The sequence below is a fragment of the Salinisphaera sp. SWV1 genome, from assembly GCF_052044155.1.
Lineage (GTDB): Bacteria > Pseudomonadota > Gammaproteobacteria > Nevskiales > Salinisphaeraceae > Salinisphaera.
In genome coordinates, this window is the sequence record NZ_JBQDYE010000010.1 from 71,765 (window position 1) to 89,673 (window position 17,909).

Sequence of the window (17,909 nt, forward strand, 5' to 3'; positions counted from 1 at the left end):
TCGACATCCGCGCCTGTTTCCTGCGCCTTGATGATCCGGCATTATCGTCGAATAATGCATCCCGAAGCACGCACCGATTTCGCTCATGCTATAACCGCGCGCGACCGCTGTTCGCGGACGGAATCGGCGATCGGTCGCGCCCGCGCCGGTCTTTGATGGCGTGGTATCTCGGCAAGGCTTCGATTCTGTTGCTGCAGGCGGGCTTGCATTTCATCCACGAAATGCGCATCGCCCAGCAACACCGGGTTCGCCAGGGATTGCCGGGGGCCCGGCTGACCGCGTCCGGCGCTCACGAACCGCCGATACTTGTACACGGCCTCCGTACGGCCCCAGGCGAATGCCGACAGGATGCAGTCAGTGGTCCACCAGGACGGCGTATCGCTGCGCCCGGCGGTCGCCCGATAGCTGCTCCACGGCCAATCCCCGGCGCTTCGTACCCTATGAGCGCGAACCGGGTTGAGCACGATATAGCGCGCCACCTGCAGCAGACACGGTTGCTTCTATACGCAAATCGCCTTGTACCGCCCCTGGAACACATGGCCCGTACGACCGTGTCGGCGGTTGCTGTACTGCGTATAAACTCCGTTGAGCTGACGCATCCCCTCGGCAGGTTGCCATCCGGCGTCTCGACCAACAGGTGGTAGTGGTTGCTCATAAGACAATAAGCATGCACCAGCCAGTTGAAACGCTCGACCACGCCCGCCAGCACGCCCAGGAACGCGTAGCGGCCCTCGTCGTCTTCGTGGATATCGTTGCGGCGATCCCCGAGCGGTCACGTCATACAGGGCGCCAGGAAATTCAAGGCGCAAGGGACGAGCCATAAGCGCGGTCCGACTCGGATGCGGCACTCAGCGTAGCCTCACAATACACACCATAATACCTCGCCCCATACTCCGCCCCCGCTGGCCATATCCGCAAACCGCGTCGCTGCCCTAAACTCAAATGGCTCGGCCACCGCTTGATAGCGCAAGAGACAACGCCGGGCGCCGCGATTCACGAAACCGAGGGAGCCTTCGCATGAAACCCGAAACCATCGCCCTGCACGGCGGGTACACGCCGGACGAACAACATGCCGTGGCCGTGCCGCTGCATCAGACCACGTCCTACGCATTCGACGATGCCCAGCACGCCGCCGATCTGTTCGATCTGAAAGTGCCCGGCAACATCTACAGCCGCATCATGAACCCGACCTGCGGCGTGCTCGAACAGCGCATCAACGCGCTGGAAGGCGGCGTCGGCGCGCTGGCCATGGCCTCCGGGATGGCCGCGATCACGGCAGCGATCCAGACCATTGCCGAAGCCGGCGACAACATCGTCTCAATCAGCGAGCTCTACGGCGGCACCTACAACCTGTTCGCGCACACCCTGCCGCGCCAGGGCATGAGCGTGCGCTTCGCCGACAAGGACGATCTCGACGCCATGGCCGCGCTCATCGACGACCGCACCAAGGCCATCTACTGCGAGTCGATCGGCAACCCCTCCGGCAACATCGCCGATGTGGCTCGTCTGGCCGAAATCGCCCATGCCCACGGCGTGCCGCTGATCGTCGACAACACGGTCCCCTCGCCCACGCTGCTGCGCCCCATCGAACACGGCGCGGATATCGTCGTGCATTCGGCCACCAAATACATCGGCGGCCACGGCACGACCATCGGCGGGCTCATCGTCGACTCCGGACGCTTCCCCTGGCTGGAACACGCCGAGCGCTTCCCGCTGCTGACCACGCCGGATCCGTCCTATCACGGCATCAACTACGCCAGGGATGCCGGCGAGGCTGCCTTCATCACCCGCGCACGGGTGGTGCCGCTGCGCAACATGGGCGGTGCGATGAGCCCGTTCAACGCCTGGATGTTTCTGCAGGGGCTGGAAACGCTGGCCCTGCGCATGGAGCGCGTCTGCGACAACACCCAGCGCATCGCCGAATACCTGGAAGCCCACGACCGCATCACCTGGGTCAACTACGCCGGCCTGCCCGGCCATCGCGACCACGCCCTTGCACAGCGCTACATGAACGGCCGGGCCTCGGGCATTCTCTCCTTCGGTATCGAGGGCGGGCTGGATGCCGGCGTACGGTTCTACAACGCGCTCGAGTTGTTCATCCGGCTGGTGAATATCGGCGATGCCAAGAGCTGTGCGGCCATGCCCGCGGCCACCACCCACAGCCAGCTCAATGAAGCCGAACTCGAAAGCGCGGGCGTCACCCCCGACATGGTGCGGCTGTCCGTCGGCATCGAACATATCGACGATCTGATCGCCGATCTGGCGCAGGCGCTCGCGGTCGCCGCCTGACGACGGGCGCCGCGGCCGCGGCGCCCGACCACCGGCCCCGCCTCGCGGCGGGGCCGTCGATATCCGAGGGGCCGCCGGCCGCCGTATTCAGATGTCGAGGCAGATCTTGCCGAAGTGCTGGTTGGTTTCCTGATAGCGGAACGCATCGGCCAGTTCATTCAGCGGGAACCGCTGGTCGATGACCGGATGAATATCGTTGGCCTCGATCGCCCGGACCATATCCTGCTGTTGACGCCGGTTGCCGACCAGCACGCCCTGAAGACGAATCTGCTTGGCCAGCATCGGCATGAGCGAGACTTCGCCGGCCACGCCGGTCAGCACGCCGATGACGGCAATATGGCCGCCGACGCGAACGGCGTTCATCGATTGCTCCAGCGTGGCGGGCCCGCCGACTTCGATCACATGATCGACCCCGCGACCGCCGCTGAGCGCGCGTGCGGTCTGGCCCCAGTTGCCGTCTTCCTTGTAATTGATCAGATGATCGGCGCCCAGGTCCCGCAGACGCTCCAGCTTGTCGTTGCGCGAGGAGGTCGCGATCACGGTGGCGCCGCAGCGCTTGGCGAACTGGAGCGCAAAGATCGAAACCCCGCCGGTACCCTGAACAAGCACGGTCTCGCCCGGCTGCAGCGCCCCGTCTTCCATCAAAGCCCGCCAGGCGGTCAGGCCGGCGGTGGTCAGGGTCGCGGCTTCGGCTGCCGTGTAGTTGGCCGGGGCATGCGTGAATGCGTTGGCCGACCGGGTCACACGCTCGCGGGCGTAACCGTCGATGCCGTCTCCGGGCACCGTATCGAAGCCTTCGACCTCGGCCTCGCCGTCCAGCCACGTCGGGAAAAAAGTGCTCACCACAGAGTCGCCCACGGCGAACTCGGTCACGCCTGCGCCGACGGCTTCCACGTCGCCGGCGCCATCGGCCATGGGAATCCGGTCTTCCGGCACGCCGCCCCACAGGCCGGTCACTACGGCATAGTCGTGGAAATTCAGTGAGTTCGCCTTGAGCCGAACGGTGATCTCACCGGGCCCCGGGGCCGGCGCATCGCGCTGCTCACGACGCACCCGGTCGTAACCACTGCCCGCACCGACGACAATCGCTTGATTCGACATATCCGACTCCTTTTCGATTCGTTATTTCGCGAATTAACGAAATATTTGACCGCAAAGATATCAGACGACGCGGGTCATGTCGTCCAGCAGCGTCGTGATCGCGGCCTCATTCCGGCGGTAATAAGTCCATTTGCCGATACGCGTGGCGCACACGAGTTCAGCACGCTGCAGAATCGCCAGATGGGTCGAGGCCGTGGAGGGCGACAGCCCCGCCTTTTGCTGAATATGACTGACGCAGACGCCAACGCCGACCGGGTCGCCATGAGCCTGAGCCGGGAAATGCGCTTCCGGCGCCCGGAGCCAACCCATGATCTGCAGCCTCGTCTCGCTGGCCAATGCCTTGAGTTGATCCACCATCATCAGGTCCACGATAACGGTTTGCGGCCAGGCTGTCGCCGCAGGCAACACCCGTGCCGCGCCCTGCGGCGTTGCGGACATTCGCCGTATTTCCGCATAGGCCCCATCACCGCGCCTCGCCCGGCCGCGACAATCGTTACAAATCCACGGTCTGAACCGACATGGCCGGGCACCGGGATCACGCACACTGCCTGCGGGTGCGCGCTGTATCGTGGCCGGCCTCTTCTTGGCGATGGCCGATCGCGGCGCCGCGCCGGCCACTGCGATCGATGCCGGCCCGCGACCGCCGGCCCGGGCTCCGGTCGAGCGCGTTTTCGAGTCCGAGCCGGGCTGGCAGCACGCGGAAATTTCTGTGTAGAATACACTCATGAGCAGCAGTGCATGTTGCAACCCGTCAAGACAAGGCTGGCAGCGGTGCGTTGCCAGCGCGCACCGGCGCATGCGCCGCACGCTGCGCTGGCTGTTGTTCGGGCTGCCCCCGCTTCTCGGCCTGAGCCCTCTGGCATTGGCCCAGCGCCCGCACGGTCCGGTCACCTGGACCTTCGCGTTCCAGGACGACAAGCTGTTTCTTTCCGATAACCAGTACACGGGCGGCGGCGGCGTGAGCATGCATTCGGCCGTCGCGCGTCGGCTGAGCCAGACCCATGGCACCCCGGCCTTTGGCAAGTCGCTGGCGCGGTGGGTGCTGCCGACAGGCCCGCAGCTGGGCTATCGCGAGAGCTGGACGTTCTGGCAAGTCCAGGACACCCCCACCCATCTCGGCACGCACCGGCTGATCACCAACGACTTTCCGTACATGGGCCTGCTCGGCTGGGGCAACACCTTCATCGCGTTCAACGATCGCAACCTGTACGGGGCGGAGCTGATGCTCGGGCTGGTCGGGCCATTGGCCGGGGGCAAGCAGGTGCAAACCGCCATCCACAGCATCATGAGCACGCCGCCGCACGGCTGGAACAACCAGCTCGACAACGAGCCGGTGGTCAACCTGTACTACACATTCCAGCACAAGCTCTGGCGTACGCCGCATTTCGATATCGCATCGAGCCTGGATGCCGCGCTCGGTAATTATTTCACCTACGGCCAGACCGGACTGATCGCCCGCATCGGGCAATTGCCGCCCGGTTTCGCCACCCTGCCCGACCCGCTCGGGCGCGGTGTCAACTACGATGCCACCCAGACGCCGACGGATCGTGGCTATTTTTATGCCACCGTCGCCGTGCGCGGCACCGGCGTGGGGCGCTCGATGGAACGCCAGGGCAATCTCATTCGCAGCGATAATGCCTGGACCCGACAGAACACGCTGCACATGAAGCCGTTCGTGGGCCAGTTGATCGCGGGCGTCAACTATGTGCGCCCGCGCTGGGGCGTACATTTCGATATGTGGATGACAACCAATACGGTGGATACGGGCAACCTGCCGCCCGCCAGCGATGCCCACAACAACTTCGGCGCCGTCTGGTTCGATTACCGTTTCAACTGAGTTGGCGCGACGGCGGCTCATCTCGCACCATGACAAAAAGAGGGCAATCAATGCACGTGTATCGACTCGATTCAATGCGCCGCCGCGGCGGCAACGCGGGGCCGACATGAAACCGCGGCAGCACCCCGGCCGCCGGCTGCGCCGGCTCGCGCTGATAAGCGCACTGACCGCCAGCCTGGCAGGTTGCATGTTCGCCAGCAGCGTGCCGCCGGCGTTCGGCAGCTCGCAGGCGCATACGCGACTGCCGCAGGGGAGGCTGCCGCGACCGGCCCATGTCGTGATCGTGATCGAGGAGAACAAGGCTTATTCCCAGATTCTGGATAATCCCCAGGCGCCGTTCCTGAATCGGCTCGCCGCCTCCGGCGCCACGCTCACCCATGCCTACGGCGTCACTCATCCGAGCGAGCCCAATTACCTCGCACTGTTCTCTGGCACCACCCAGGGCGTGCTGCTGGACAGCTGTCCGCACCGGTTCACCAGCCGCAATCTGGCCAGCACCCTGCGCGATGCGGGGTTGAGCTTCGCCACCTATGCCCAGTCCATGCCGAAGCCGGGCTACACCGGCTGCCGCCACGGGCTTTATGCACGCAAACACAACCCGGCCGTCAACTGGCAGGGGGTCAACGTAGACGCCGACCAGAACCGGCCGTTTCGGGATTTTCCTTCCGACTTCAACAAGCTGCCCACGGTGTCGTTCGTCATCCCCGACCTCGACCACGACATGCACAGCGCCAGTATCGCCCAGGGCGACCGCTGGCTGAAGCGCCATCTGGGCGGCTACGTCCAGTGGGCACGGGATCACAACAGCCTGCTGATCCTGACCTGGGACGAGGACAACGATCTTCATCACAACCATATTCCGGTCATCATCGCCGGCGCACATGTACGCCAGGGACAGGTCAAGCGTCCGGTCAACCACTACAGCATGCTGCGTACACTGGAAGCGATGTATGGCCTCCCGCTACTGGGGCGGAGTGCGCAGGCCGTACCGATCACCGGCCCCTGGCAATCGCCCGGCGGCAGCGCATCGTCATGACCACCGCGCGGGGGTGAGCCCGCCGGCTCGGGCCCTGCCCGTGTCCTGCAACGTCAGTTCACGTCATGGATTTCGAGCGATCGTCGTGCCCGGCTCTGGGGTGGGGCGTGTGTCGCCGGGTGGCATGGGCCCAACGGGCCAGGCCCTCCCGAGCAGTTTGCCGAACCCCGACGGCGCGTGTATCACACGACCTGACCGCGTACGTCCGGCCCGGCACGTCGAACACGCCATTTTCGCGGATCACCATTCGGTTGTGCGCTTTCGGGTTATCCCATATCTTCATCCCAAGTCTTTGACGCACGACAGGCCGGATCATCATGCCTTCTGGGCCGCCACCCATCTGGCCAAGTGCAGCGCGACATAACAAACCAAGAACCCGATGGCCACTTAAACGGGTTGTTCCCGCATTCTGATTCCATGGAGGCGCCTACATGCGCGACACGAAGCCGACATTCGAAACCGTCCGGCTGATCGATCTTGAAAGCATGGCGCCGCAGGACCGCGATGCGCTCGATTTCGGCGTAATCGGCCTTCGCCCGGATACCTGCGCCGATGTCTACAATGCCGCCGAGGCTCGCATGTCCGGTGTCGACCCCGCTCATGTTCTGGGTGTGCCGTTTTTTTCCACCATCGGCCAGTGCATGAACAATTTCCTGGTTGCCCAGCGTTTCGAGGAGGAGGCCGACCTCGATGAGATCGTGCCGTTCGTGTTGACGCTGCGCATGCGCCCCACCCGCGTCCGGCTGCGGCTGCTGCAGGCCCACGATGCAGTGCGACGCTATATTCTCGTCGAGCGCTGATCGGAGGCCGGGAGCCATGGCAGCTGAAGATGATCTTCTAAGCTTCATGTATGCATGCCCGTTCGGGCTGATCGAGCTCGATGACCGCGGCGAGATCGGGTTGATGAATCCGCATGCGATGAAGCATCTGCTGCCGCTGGCCGGCGCGCAGGGCGTCGATAACTTCTTCGCCGCAACGGAAAAATACGCGCCGGAGCTGCGTAACTTTGCCGATGGTTTCGCCGAGCCCCACGGCACCATCTGCGACGGACACCGGATCGTCGTGGATCTGGGCCAGAAGAGCCGCGACGGGCGCGCCACGGTTCTGGCCTGCTCCCTGGTCAAGCGCGGCCCGAACCAGTTGATCGCGACCTTGAGCGACATCAGCGAACAGGTGGCCCAGGAACATCGGATGCGTCAGGCCGATACCTGGTTCGCTGCCTTGATCGACGAGGTCAACGATCATGCGCTACTGACGGTCACGGGCGACGGCAGGGTGCTTTCGGCCAACCCCTCCTTCGTCCGGCAGACCGGCTATGCCGCCGAACAAGTCATCGGCCAATGCGTGGATACGTTTCTGTCCGAAACCGGCGACGAAGCACAGATCCCGTTCTACATAGCCGACCAACTTTCGCTTGCCAGTCGCGATGGCTGGCATCTGTTCGAAGGGTGGGAGAAGCGGGCCAATGGCGAACGCTACTGGTGCCAGCGCCTGCTGGTGGCGCGCGCCGAACAAGACGACGACGAGGATCGCAGCTTCTCGATGGTGCTGCGGGACGTGCCCGAACCGGCCAAAAAAACCAACGACCTGATCGAGCTCTTGACGCGGGATTATCTGACCGGCGCGATCAACCGGATGCAGTTCCAGAAGGTGTTGAAGCTCGAGCACACGCGATGCCTGACGCGCCGACAGCCGTTATCTCTGATCATCCTCGACCTGGACGATTTCAAGGCGCTGAACGATATGCACGGCCACCCGGCCGGGGACACCGTGCTCAAACAGGTGGCACAAATCGGCGCCGACTGCGCGCCGGCGGGGGCGGTCTTCGCGCGGCTGGGCGGAGAAGAATTCGCCCTGCTGGCGCCCGAATACCCGTTGAGTGCCACAATCGAGCTGGCCGAAACGCTGCGTCGCGAAATCGCCGAACTCCAGATCGCGGTGCCTGGTAACCGGCTCCACGTCACCGCCAGTCTGGGCTGCGCGGAAATGCGCGAAACCGACGGCTCCACCGACGATCTGATCGTAATCGCGGATCGCCGTCTGTACGAGGCGAAAAACGCCGGGCGCAATCGGGTGGCCCCGGCGTCGGCGTGACCCGGGCCGACCTGCCGCGGGCAGCCATCCGCCGACTCACCGCCGCCGTGATCGCCGGCGAACTCCACCGCCTGCGCGACGAAGACATCGGCCAGCGCGCGGCCGAAGCCTATGCCCCGCATGAGACGGCCACCCCGCTGGCCCTGGATTCTCTGGAACGAATGGGCGTGGCCGCCGCGCTCAGCGAAATTTTCACGCTGGACGATATCGCCTTCGCCCCGGAGACCACCGCCACGGTGGCCGAATGGGCCGACGGCATCGCGGCCCAGCGGATTCAACGATTGACGGTCCATACCTCCGGCTCGACCGGCGTGCCGCAGCGCCATTCGCATGCCACGGCCGATCTGCTCGAAGAAACCCGCGAGTTCGCCCGCCGGTTTGCCGGCACGCGACGGGTGATCGCACTGGTCCCGGCGACCCATCTCTACGGGCTCGTGTGGACCGCCCTGCTGCCGGCCGTGCTCGATGTGCCGGTTATCGATGGCACCGTGCCCGGCATGCCGGCGCCGCGAGCGGGCGATCTGGTGGTGGGCGTTCCCGACCACTGGGCGGCGCTGGCACGCCTGCGCCCACAGTGGCCGGAGCATGTCACCGGTATCAGTTCCGGCGGGCCGCTTGCCAACGCACTCGGCGAGGCCGTGCTCGCCACCGGCCTGGCGCGGCTGGTCGATGTCTATGGCAGCTCGGAAACCAGCGCGATCGGGCTGCGCGAGATCCCCGGCATCGAATACACCCTGCTACCGCGCTGGCGGCTCGCGCCCCATGCGCCATCGACGCTCATCGATCGCACCGGCCAGCCCGCGCGTCTGCCCGACCACGTCCGGCCGCGCGGCGCGCGTCAAATCGAGCTCATGGGCCGCCGGGACCATGCGGTGCAGGTCGGCGGGGTAAACGTCTATCCCGACCGTATCGCCGCCGTGCTCACCGCATGCGACGGCGTGGCCGAGGCGGCGGTGCGGCTGGGCGACAACGGCCGCCTGAAGGCGTTCATCGTCCCGGTCGGCGACAAAGACGAAGCGGACCTCGAACACCGTCTGCGCCCGTTCGTGGCCAGCCAGCTGCCGCCCGCCGAACGCCCCACGCGCTTTCGCTTCGGCCCCGCTCTGCCGCACAACCCGATGGGAAAGCCCGCGGACTGGGATTGACAGCCTGTCGGAATAGGCGCCAAGACCGCTCACGGCGTCAATTCGCTCACCTTCAAGCGCGCCGATACGTCCACTGCATCCAGGTTGTATAGCGCGTCGATCAACAACGGCTTGAGCGTGCCGGGACCGCCGGCCCGGGCAGCCGCTAGCTCTCCGGCCACCGCGAAATGCACCAGGCCCGCCAGCGCGGCCTCGAACGGGTCATCCGCCACGGCCAGAAAACAGGCCAGCACCGACGACAGCATGCAGCCCGACCCGATCATGCGGCCCATCATGGGATGGCCGTTATGCAGACGAACGGTCCGGGCACCGTCGGTGATCAGATCGCGCTCGCCGGTCACGGCCACCACGCAGCCGTACTGCCGTGCGATCCGCCGCGCCGCATCGATCGCGTCATCCACGGCATGCCGGCTGTCCCCGGCGCGCCCGCTCGTGCCGGTGCGCGCCAGCGCCAGCGTTTCGCTGGCATTGGACTTGATCACGGTCGGACCCTGGGCCAGCAGCTTGTGGATGGCCTCGGTCCGGTAGTCGGAAAACCCCACGGCCACCGGGTCGAGCACCCACGGCCGGCCACGCCCCATGACCGTGCGTACGGCGGTATCGGCGGCTTCGAGCCAGGCCGGGTCCGGCGTGCCGACGTTGACGGTCAGCGCGTCCGCCACCGCCGCGATCTCGGCCGCCTCGGCCGGCGCATGCAATGTCATCTGCACCCCGCCCACGGCGGCGATGGCATCGGCCGCGTCGTTCTGCACCACCAGGTTCGTGATATTGTGAACAAGCGGCGCAGCCTGCTTCAGCGCGGCTGTAACACGGGCATACCGGGCAGCAATATCGTTGGCGTTCGTGGCGTTCATCGGCGTATTCGCGTCGGGGTGTCGTGTCGCATCGGGTCTTGCGTGAGGAGGGCACGCATGCCGTATCCAGTCAATGCCAGGGGGATCGACGTCGTGGTCGGCTGGAGCGGTGCCAGCGAGCGCATCCGTGCCCGCCTGTTGGAGGTCTTCTGCGCCGGCATCCGCATGCGCAGCCTGGTGGGCAACCTCACGACACTGCTGGTCATCGGCACCTTCATCATAGCGAAAACACCGACGCCGGCCCATGTCGCCTGGCTGGTACTGACCGCGGCCGGCGGCTGTCTTCCGCGCGCCTATGCCGCCCGGCTGCGCGCCCAAGCCCGGTTCGACGAGGCCCCCGAACGCAAAGCCCTCTGCTTCATTGCGATCAGCTTCGTCTACGGGCTCGTCTGGGGCGCCGGCCCGCTGCTGTTGCTGCCCCATCTGCCGGGCGAGGCCGCCGGCGTACTGCTGGTGATGGTCGTGCTCGGCACGATCATGGGGCCCTATGCCGCGATCCCCGGCATTCTGTATGCCCGCCTGGTGGCCACGGCGTCGCTCACGCTCGTGGCCGTGGCGTGGAACCTGGGCCTTGCCGTCGCGCTGATCGGCGGCGTCATCACCTTCTGGCTCGGCCTGCGTACGGATGTCTGGCGCGGTTACCATCGCGCATTGCGCGACCAGCTCGAATCGCACGCGATGCTCGCGTCCCGCCAGGCACGGCTGGAACAGGCAAATCAGGAAAAGGACGCCATCAACCGCTCCCTGACGCGGATGGCCGAAACCGACCCGCTCACCGGCACCGGCAATCGACGGCGGTTTCTCGCCTGGCTGGATGCCGCGCATGCGCCGCTGGCGCTGATCGTATTCGATGTCGATCGCTTCAAGGAGATCAACGACAGCCTCGGCCACCACAGCGGCGACCTGCTACTGCAGGCGCTGGTGCGTATCGTGGACGAGAGCCTCGGCAACGCCGGCCGGCTCGCCCGCATGGGCGGCGACGAATTCGCCATCCTGCTGCCCGGCGCCGACTCGAGCGTCGCCATCGCGACCGCCGAATACATCCGCGAACGCATCGCCTGGCGGCCACTCGATCTCGACGGCACCACCGTCCGTATCACGATCTCGCTCGGCGTGGCGGTGGCCGATACGCCAGATACACCCATCGACATCGCCCCGCTGCTCGCTGCAGCCGACACCGCGCTCTACGCCGCCAAGCGACAAGGCCGAAACCGCGCCGCCCATACTGGGATCACAGGCGCCAAACCGCGGGACGAACAAAGCCTCGGCGTGTAAAGCCAGGTATACGCCCTGAAAATCGAGGTACGACCATGACCCTTCCCGACAAACCGGTCGCCCTGATCACGGGTGCGGGCAGTGCCGACGGCATTGGCTTCGCTATCGCCCGCGAACTGGGGCAGGCCGGGATGCTCATACTCATCTGCGCCACAAGCAAACGCATTTTCGACCGCGTGGAAGAACTGCACCAATCGGGAATCTCGGCGCATGGGTTTGTGGCTGACCTCACGGTAGAGGCCGAGGTCCATCGCCTCTGCGCCGGAGCCGAGGCCCAGCATGGCCGGATTGACGTTCTTGTGAACAATGCCGGGATGTCCCAACTGGGAAGCCCTGAACCCTTCTCGGAAATCGTCAACACAACGCTCGATAACTGGATGTTGTCTCTCAACAGGAATTTGACAACGGCCTTTCTGATGACGCGCGACGTTCTGCCCGGGATGACGAAACGTGGATATGGGCGAATCATCAACATCTCCTCCACCACGGGCACTACAGGGGCCAACGCGGGCGAAGCGTCCTACGCCGCAGCCAAAGCCGGCATGACAGGCATGACCCAAAGCCTTGCGCTCGAAGCTGCCGGATCCGGCATTACCGCCAATTGTGTGGCGCCCGGATGGATTGAAACCGCTTCCAGCACAGAGGAAGAAATACTGGCGGGCAACCGCTCACCCATCGGACGAGCAGGCCGTCCCGCGGAAGTTGCGGCCGCCGTCGCCTTTCTCGCGTCGGCAAGCGCCAGCTACATCACAGGCACCACCATCATTGTCGATGGCGGCAATGCGATTGTTGAAAACCTGCATAGTCCCCTCAAGCCTTGACGGGCTCGAGCACAAAACTCCCCCCCTGCCCACGAACCTGGCCCCATTTTCTCCTGATCCCGTGGCGCGCGACTCAGAGCGCGTACGTCTGGCTTTGTCCGAGTTCGAGCCAAATAGCATGATAAGTATGGCGTCTTGTGCCGTGCACGACACAGTAGCTCGAGACTCCATTTGATCCCCATTTGCAATGGGGTTAATCGGATGATCTTGCTGATCTTACGAAGCGCGATCTGGCCCCACGCGTTCCACAACTCGCACATCACGACACCTGACCTGGCACCCGACTCCTTCATGCCTCTGTTCATGCGCGGCTGATTTGTGCGATTTGACAATGAAATGAATCCCTGTTCAATTTTTCATTCCAGCGTTGAACTGGAATTCAATTCTTCACTTTATCGCTAGCCAGGAAAGAATAAAATGATGGTGAACGAGCAATTCGAAATAGGCCGAAAGGCACTCAGGGCGCAGGCATTCAGTCAACTCGTCGGCGCCGAACTCATCGCTTTTGATTCCGGCCACGTCACGCTTGAAATCCCGATTCGAGACGCTCTGCTACAGCAGAACGGATTCGTGCATGGTGGCGTGCTCAGCTATGCTGCCGATAACGCCCTGACTTTCGTCGGCGGCTCAGTGCTCGGCCCTAACGTGCTCACCTCCGAGTACAAGATCAATTACCTCAAGCCGGGTATCGGTGATCGGCTGGTTGCGTACGGCAGCGTCGTCTACGCCGGGAAGCGACAAGCGGTTTGCCGCTGCGATGTCTATGTCATCGCTGAAGACAAGGCGGACGCGCTGTGTGCGACCGCGCAAGGCACGATTGTCACGTTCGAGCCTGGCGGCGCCGATACGCAAGCCCACTAGCGGTGTGTTTAGGCGTACAACGTCGAAACTCTACCGCCGCCCCGGCATGCCAAGGCTGAGTCGGGCGCTCGCAACGCCAGCACCTTCGGCGGTCGGCTACCGCGCTACGTTGGGTTCCCGCCGTGTCGAAAGCCTGTGTCGGTTTTGCTTGGTGGTGGCGTGGCCATCATGGTCAGCGCCGCGCCCCCGACAGCAGCCGGATCAGCTTGATCAAAAAGGCCTCTATTGTATTTGACTGCGGGGCTCGTTCTCTTGGAGCTCAAATCTCGTCGTCGGTATTTCGGGCCCGAGCGACTGGCCTGACGGCCCGCGGCCGTGCTCAGTAGCCAGCAGGCGTTCAAGCGAAAGGCGCAATGCCGGATCGCATAGGAACCGGTTGCGGACCCGGGGCGGATCCTGCGTGCAGTCAGTCATGATCCGACTCCATCCCGAGGGTATGCTGGCGCGCGTTTGGCTCGGGCATCGGACCGAGCGCGTTCGTGCAGTAGCTGATGATCGTGTGTATCAACCGATCCGCGTCGCCGACCTCGGGTGGCGCACTCAGCGGCCCGATCAGGGCCTCCACGATGCCCCCGACCATGGCGGCCGCGACAACATCCTCGTCTTGGTCGGTGATCTCACCGTTATCGATCCCCTCTCGTATGAGGGCCGCAAAGATGCGCCGATATGGCGCCCGAAAGCGCAGGCGGTCCTGTTCGATTTCGGTCTCCACAGGCTCGGCGAGCAACGCCCAGGCCAATTGGCGTGCAGCCAGCGCGCGATACGCGAACGTTTCAATAACATAGCCGATGCGCTCGCGCGCACTACCCGATTGGCGGGCCGCGGCTTCGCAGGCCTCGATCTCGTGTTCGGTCGCGCTGCGGAAGACTTCATCGAACAACACGGCCTTGGAGTCGAAGTAGTTATAGATCAGGCCGGTCGATACACCAGCGCGTTTCGCGACCGCAGGCACGCTGACAGCCCTGTAGCCCGCTTCGGCTACGAGGCTGCGTGCGGCACCGAGAATCTGCGCACGGCGCTCAGCGAGTCGCGATTCCATCTTTTTCGTTCGACGATATGGCATGCCGAAATAGTGAACCATCGTTCAATTCTTATTGCAATGGACGCTCGACGCGCTCTAACCTGTACTCGAAACACGGGCGTCGAGATATTCACGGTCACAGACCGAGCCTTGCACGTGGCCACGGGCCGATCATCAAATCCCGGCGATGGCCCGACCGGCTCCATACCGAGAACACCACTTCAACCCGCTGCCGATACCCATGCCACAACCTGATCCAGCAAGCGTATTCAGAAGAGTCGGGGATCGCATTGAGCCCACCGGGCTGGCGCGCGGCCCTTGGCACCCGAACGCCCAGCATGGCGGGGCCCCGGCCGGGCTGCTCGCGCAGACCGCGGCCGAGGCGGTCAACGATGACGCCTTTGTGCTGCAGCGTTTGACGCTCGACATCCGCAAGCCGGTCCCGATCGAGCCTTTGACGGTTACGTGCGCGCGTTACAGTGGCCGCTCGACACAACGTGTTCGGCTCGAACTGATTCATGACGGGCAGCCGCTTTGCGTGGCCCATGTTCTTTTCGGCCGGTCGGATGCGATAGGCGATTGGCAAGCGGATGCGCCGACGGTGCGGCTCACGCCGGTAGCGGATTCAACCCCTGACGACGTACACATCCCCGGCACCGACCCCGGTGCCGAGACGTTTCATTATCGTGCGCTGGAATCACGCCTGGCGGCCGGTAGCGTTGAGGACCAAGGGCCGGCAGCGGCCTGGTTTCGGTTTCGCTATCCGCTGACTGGAGATAATGAGCCCGCGCTGTCCGCACAAGCGGTGGCCATCGCGGATCTCGGCAACGGTATCAGCTGGTCCGTCCCTCTCGAGGATTATTCCTTCGCAAGCACCGACCTCACCGTCAACCTCTGGCGCCGGCCCGCGACGGCGTGGATCGGCGTCGATAGCGGTACGCATATCTCGGCACTTGGCCACGGTTGCACGTTAAGTGACCTCTATGACGAAGACGGCCGAATTGGCGTGGCCTCACAGACGCTCCTGATACGTAAACGCTGACATGGCGCGGACCACACAAGGGCGCCTGTAGCCCTGCCCGATCTATACTCATCGCTTGGTCTAGCGCAAAGCTGAAAGTAAATTAGCGGGCTCTTCTGCACTGATATGCGCTAGAAAAGGATGACCACCGCCGACGAATCCTTTTCAATACAAGGCCCTACACAAATACAGAAAGGGTTTGCAGATGGCGACAACCATCCCAAGCTGGCTTGTTGGTCTGCGCAGACAGTGCGTCAAGGGCGTGGCGTGGGACGAAGCGCGTGACACGCTGGTGTTTCACTGCGACCGAGATCGCCGATTCGTGCCGGTGGAGCGGCGCGCGGGGCACCGTCAATCGACGGCTGCGTCGCGAGGTTCAGGATCTGCCGATCTGGGGCCGCATCGGCGCGACGGATTGCCGTATGGAACGGCTGTCATTCGTCGAGCCCGGCCATGGCTTCACACGCCGCTATGCGCGATTCATCAGCCAGCTGGCCCGGCACAATGAGCATCGCCGCACTCGCACGCTACACCGGCCTGGCGCACGGTCAAGGCCATGGATGAGCGGGCGTTGCAACGTGACCTGCCCACGCTGGATCCGGGCGCGCTGACGGCCTGCGGCACCTGGGCGTCTACGAGGTCGCCCGCGCCAAGGGCCACGATTATCTGACGATGGTCTACGACCTGGATTCCGGCGGTCTGGTATGGGTCACCGAAGGTCGGTCGAAGGCCGGCCTGATGGCGTGCTTCGATGCGCTGGATGAGCCCGTGGCCCACGGCATCGAGGCCGTCGCCATGGACATGTGGGCACCGTTCGAAGCCGCCGTACAGAAGGCGCTGCCGCACGCCGCCGTCGTCGTCGTCGTCGTCGTCGTCGTCGTCTTCGACCGCTTCCACGTAGTGCAGCAGTATTCGGCAGCTGTGGCACACGCCAGCGAACATCACCGTCATGGGCCAACGCCTGGATCAATGGTGCGAACTGGCCAACGCCACGGGCCTGGCGCCCATGAAACGCTTCGTCGCCATGCTGCAGCGGCATCGCACCGGCCTCTGCAACTACGCGGCGCACCCCATCACCACCGCGCGTCTGGAGGGCGGTCACGTCGCCATCGGCCTGATCCGAAAACGCGCTCGCGGATTGCTCGATACTGAGTACTTCAAACTCAAAATCCGGCAGAGCGCCGTGCTCGAGCCTCCCCTTGGCCTGTACGTACGCTCTGGCTGGATGATTGACGCAAACGATGTCACAAGGGCCAATCAGCGTCCGCGCCGACACCGATACCACCATGCGCCTGAAGGCAGAAGAAGTTAGGACGGGGGGAGGTCTTGTTTTATGCGCAAGACCTGCGCGTCGCCAGCATGCGAACACTCGCGCACCTGATCCACACCAGCGCGAAGCCAGGGGAGCCACTCGATCCGAAAATGCCGATTGCCGGACTCGAAATTCAATAGGGTATCTTCGCCTTTTGTCTGGGCCGCCAAGCGGATAAAGAAGCAACCCGTAATCACGTTGACACTATATTTTGTAGATTGTATAAAATATACATGCGAACCAAGGCCCGAACCTGCCATGGGGCAAGAGAGCGTTCATGAACGAGATACATGTGATTGACTCCCACACCGGCGGAGAACCAACCCGCTTGGTGATGGACGGCTTTCCGGCCCTATCCGCCCCCACGATGGCGGAACGCGTCGACGAACTGCGAACCAAGTTCGACGCTTGGCGCCAAGCCTGCTTACTCGAACCACGTGGCCACGATGTTCTCGTCGGTGCGCTCTACTGCGAGCCGGTTTCGCCCGACGCCACGTGCGGCGTGATCTTTTTCAATAACACGGGCTATCTCGGCATGTGCGGCCACGGCACGATCGGTTTGGTGGCATCGCTTCACCATTTGGGTCGTATCGTGCCCGGGATGCATTCGATCGACACGCCCGTCGGCCCCGTAAAAGCCCTATTGCACGACGATGGCGCCGTTACCGTCCGCAACGTGCCCGCGTATCGATATCGTCAAGATGTCGAGCTCGATGTCCCCGGCCACGGCCGCCTACGTGGCGATATCGCGTGGGGCGGAAACTGGTTTTTCCTTGTCGAGGAACACGGCCAGGAACTGTGTTTCGAGCGCGTCGATGCGCTCACGGATTTTACCTGGGCCATTCGACAGGCGCTCGATGCGCAGTCCATCACGGGCAAGAACGGCGCACTCATCGACCACATCGAGCTCTTTGCCGCGGATGACGAGGCCGACAGTCGTAACTTCGTGCTCTGCCCGGGCAAGGCCTACGACCGCTCGCCCTGCGGTACAGGAACGAGTGCCAAGCTCGCATGCTTGGCCGCCGACGGCAAGCTCGCCCCCGATACGCCCTGGATACAGGCCGGTATCACGGGCAGTCAGTTCGAAGGTTATTACCAACGCGAAGCGGACCGGGTCAGACCATGGATCAAGGGTCGGGCCTACCTAACGGCCGATGCCACACTGCTCATAGACGACACCGACCCATTCGCCTGGGGAATTGTGGCGCGCTAACCGAGCCAGCTCGAATCGAGCCATCCGAG

At 64.0% G+C, this 17,909-nt stretch carries 16 protein-coding genes and 2 pseudogenes; 13 read left to right on the forward strand and 5 right to left on the reverse strand.

Going from position 1 to position 17,909, the window contains the following annotated elements:
* Positions 1–42 precede the first annotated feature (42 nt).
* Positions 43–821: pseudogene (locus tag ACS8YF_RS07010) on the reverse strand (transposase); the annotation flags it as partial.
* Between the two features lie 196 nt (positions 822–1,017).
* On the opposite strand from ACS8YF_RS07010, the gene ACS8YF_RS07015 reads away from it, so the two are divergent.
* Positions 1,018–2,289, forward strand: coding sequence for an O-acetylhomoserine aminocarboxypropyltransferase/cysteine synthase family protein (locus tag ACS8YF_RS07015; RefSeq protein ID WP_440849505.1), 1,272 nt, complete (start codon positions 1,018–1,020; stop codon positions 2,287–2,289).
* 87 nt (positions 2,290–2,376) lie between these two features.
* Here ACS8YF_RS07015 and ACS8YF_RS07020 read toward each other — a convergent pair whose 3' ends face one another.
* A complete protein-coding gene (locus tag ACS8YF_RS07020) occupies positions 2,377–3,390 on the reverse strand; it encodes a zinc-dependent alcohol dehydrogenase family protein (protein ID WP_440849506.1) in 1,014 nt (337 codons plus the stop codon).
* 60 nt (positions 3,391–3,450) lie between these two features.
* Positions 3,451–3,750: an ArsR/SmtB family transcription factor gene (locus ACS8YF_RS07025; protein ID WP_440849540.1), complete on the reverse strand. Its 300-nt coding sequence runs from the start codon at positions 3,748–3,750 to the stop codon at positions 3,451–3,453.
* Between the two features lie 364 nt (positions 3,751–4,114).
* On the opposite strand from ACS8YF_RS07025, the gene ACS8YF_RS07030 reads away from it, so the two are divergent.
* The 5 genes from ACS8YF_RS07030 to ACS8YF_RS07050 all read left to right on the forward strand — a co-directional run bounded on the left by ACS8YF_RS07030 (position 4,115) and on the right by ACS8YF_RS07050 (position 9,502).
* Positions 4,115–5,227 (forward strand): lipid A-modifier LpxR family protein, encoded by a 1,113-nt coding sequence (locus ACS8YF_RS07030; protein ID WP_440849507.1) that lies wholly within the window; start codon positions 4,115–4,117, stop codon positions 5,225–5,227.
* A gap of 106 nt (positions 5,228–5,333) precedes the next feature.
* Positions 5,334–6,263 (forward strand): alkaline phosphatase family protein, encoded by a 930-nt coding sequence (locus tag ACS8YF_RS07035; protein ID WP_440849508.1) that lies wholly within the window; start codon positions 5,334–5,336, stop codon positions 6,261–6,263.
* Positions 6,264–6,694: 431 nt separating this feature from the next.
* Positions 6,695–7,063, forward strand: coding sequence for a phosphonate transporter (locus ACS8YF_RS07040; RefSeq protein ID WP_440849509.1), 369 nt, complete (start codon positions 6,695–6,697; stop codon positions 7,061–7,063).
* Positions 7,064–7,079: 16 nt separating this feature from the next.
* A complete protein-coding gene (locus tag ACS8YF_RS07045; protein WP_440849510.1) occupies positions 7,080–8,357 on the forward strand; it encodes a diguanylate cyclase in 1,278 nt (425 codons plus the stop codon).
* A complete protein-coding gene (locus ACS8YF_RS07050) occupies positions 8,354–9,502 on the forward strand; it encodes an AMP-binding enzyme (protein WP_440849511.1) in 1,149 nt (382 codons plus the stop codon). The genes ACS8YF_RS07045 and ACS8YF_RS07050 overlap by 4 nt, the downstream gene beginning before the upstream one ends.
* A 29-nt stretch (positions 9,503–9,531) precedes the next feature.
* Here ACS8YF_RS07050 and thiM read toward each other — a convergent pair whose 3' ends face one another.
* On the reverse strand, positions 9,532–10,356 hold the full coding sequence (gene thiM / locus ACS8YF_RS07055) for a hydroxyethylthiazole kinase (RefSeq protein ID WP_440849512.1): 825 nt from the start codon (positions 10,354–10,356) through the stop codon (positions 9,532–9,534).
* A gap of 57 nt (positions 10,357–10,413) precedes the next feature.
* On the opposite strand from thiM, the gene ACS8YF_RS07060 reads away from it, so the two are divergent.
* From ACS8YF_RS07060 to ACS8YF_RS07070, 3 genes are all read left to right on the forward strand, one after another.
* On the forward strand, positions 10,414–11,631 hold the full coding sequence (locus tag ACS8YF_RS07060; RefSeq protein WP_440849513.1) for a GGDEF domain-containing protein: 1,218 nt from the start codon (positions 10,414–10,416) through the stop codon (positions 11,629–11,631).
* A 35-nt stretch (positions 11,632–11,666) separates the two neighbouring features.
* Positions 11,667–12,452: an SDR family NAD(P)-dependent oxidoreductase gene (locus ACS8YF_RS07065; RefSeq protein WP_440849514.1), complete on the forward strand. Its 786-nt coding sequence runs from the start codon at positions 11,667–11,669 to the stop codon at positions 12,450–12,452.
* 417 nt (positions 12,453–12,869) lie between these two features.
* Positions 12,870–13,313 carry a PaaI family thioesterase gene (locus ACS8YF_RS07070; RefSeq protein ID WP_440849515.1) on the forward strand — a complete coding sequence of 148 codons (444 nt, stop codon included), beginning with the start codon at positions 12,870–12,872 and terminating at the stop codon, positions 13,311–13,313.
* A 406-nt stretch (positions 13,314–13,719) separates the two neighbouring features.
* On the opposite strand, the gene ACS8YF_RS07075 is transcribed toward ACS8YF_RS07070, so the two are convergent.
* Positions 13,720–14,352: a TetR/AcrR family transcriptional regulator gene (locus tag ACS8YF_RS07075; protein WP_440849516.1), complete on the reverse strand. Its 633-nt coding sequence runs from the start codon at positions 14,350–14,352 to the stop codon at positions 13,720–13,722.
* A 169-nt stretch (positions 14,353–14,521) separates the two neighbouring features.
* On the opposite strand from ACS8YF_RS07075, the gene ACS8YF_RS07080 reads away from it, so the two are divergent.
* The 4 genes and pseudogenes from ACS8YF_RS07080 (at position 14,522) to ACS8YF_RS07095 (ending at position 17,880) form a co-directional block, all read left to right on the forward strand.
* Positions 14,522–15,376, forward strand: a complete 855-nt coding sequence (locus tag ACS8YF_RS07080; protein ID WP_440849517.1) for a thioesterase family protein — start codon at positions 14,522–14,524, stop codon at positions 15,374–15,376.
* 651 nt (positions 15,377–16,027) lie between these two features.
* Positions 16,028–16,205 (forward strand): annotated as a pseudogene (locus tag ACS8YF_RS07085) (transposase); the annotation flags it as partial.
* Between the two features lie 99 nt (positions 16,206–16,304).
* Positions 16,305–16,667, forward strand: coding sequence for a transposase (locus ACS8YF_RS07090; protein WP_440849518.1), 363 nt, complete (start codon positions 16,305–16,307; stop codon positions 16,665–16,667).
* Between the two features lie 277 nt (positions 16,668–16,944).
* Positions 16,945–17,880, forward strand: a complete 936-nt coding sequence (locus ACS8YF_RS07095) for a 4-hydroxyproline epimerase (RefSeq protein WP_109993690.1) — start codon at positions 16,945–16,947, stop codon at positions 17,878–17,880.
* Positions 17,881–17,909: the final 29 nt, after the last annotated feature.

What these genes read in the sequence shown, in the direction of transcription:
- ACS8YF_RS07015 (WP_440849505.1), top strand. Translation starts at nt 1,018, where the DNA reads ATGAAACCCGAAACCATCGCCCTGCACGGCGGGTACACGCCGGACGAA.
- ACS8YF_RS07020 (WP_440849506.1), bottom strand. Translation starts at nt 3,390, where the DNA reads ATGTCGAATCAAGCGATTGTCGTCGGTGCGGGCAGTGGTTACGACCGG.
- ACS8YF_RS07025 (WP_440849540.1), bottom strand. Translation starts at nt 3,750, where the DNA reads ATGATGGTGGATCAACTCAAGGCATTGGCCAGCGAGACGAGGCTGCAG.
- ACS8YF_RS07030 (WP_440849507.1), top strand. Translation starts at nt 4,115, where the DNA reads ATGAGCAGCAGTGCATGTTGCAACCCGTCAAGACAAGGCTGGCAGCGG.
- ACS8YF_RS07035 (WP_440849508.1), top strand. Translation starts at nt 5,334, where the DNA reads ATGAAACCGCGGCAGCACCCCGGCCGCCGGCTGCGCCGGCTCGCGCTG.
- ACS8YF_RS07040 (WP_440849509.1), top strand. Translation starts at nt 6,695, where the DNA reads ATGCGCGACACGAAGCCGACATTCGAAACCGTCCGGCTGATCGATCTT.
- ACS8YF_RS07045 (WP_440849510.1), top strand. Translation starts at nt 7,080, where the DNA reads ATGGCAGCTGAAGATGATCTTCTAAGCTTCATGTATGCATGCCCGTTC.
- thiM (WP_440849512.1), bottom strand. Translation starts at nt 10,356, where the DNA reads ATGAACGCCACGAACGCCAACGATATTGCTGCCCGGTATGCCCGTGTT.
- ACS8YF_RS07060 (WP_440849513.1), top strand. Translation starts at nt 10,414, where the DNA reads ATGCCGTATCCAGTCAATGCCAGGGGGATCGACGTCGTGGTCGGCTGG.
- ACS8YF_RS07065 (WP_440849514.1), top strand. Translation starts at nt 11,667, where the DNA reads ATGACCCTTCCCGACAAACCGGTCGCCCTGATCACGGGTGCGGGCAGT.
- ACS8YF_RS07070 (WP_440849515.1), top strand. Translation starts at nt 12,870, where the DNA reads ATGATGGTGAACGAGCAATTCGAAATAGGCCGAAAGGCACTCAGGGCG.
- ACS8YF_RS07075 (WP_440849516.1), bottom strand. Translation starts at nt 14,352, where the DNA reads ATGGAATCGCGACTCGCTGAGCGCCGTGCGCAGATTCTCGGTGCCGCA.
- ACS8YF_RS07080 (WP_440849517.1), top strand. Translation starts at nt 14,522, where the DNA reads ATGGCCCGACCGGCTCCATACCGAGAACACCACTTCAACCCGCTGCCG.
- ACS8YF_RS07090 (WP_440849518.1), top strand. Translation starts at nt 16,305, where the DNA reads ATGGGCCAACGCCTGGATCAATGGTGCGAACTGGCCAACGCCACGGGC.
- ACS8YF_RS07095 (WP_109993690.1), top strand. Translation starts at nt 16,945, where the DNA reads ATGAACGAGATACATGTGATTGACTCCCACACCGGCGGAGAACCAACC.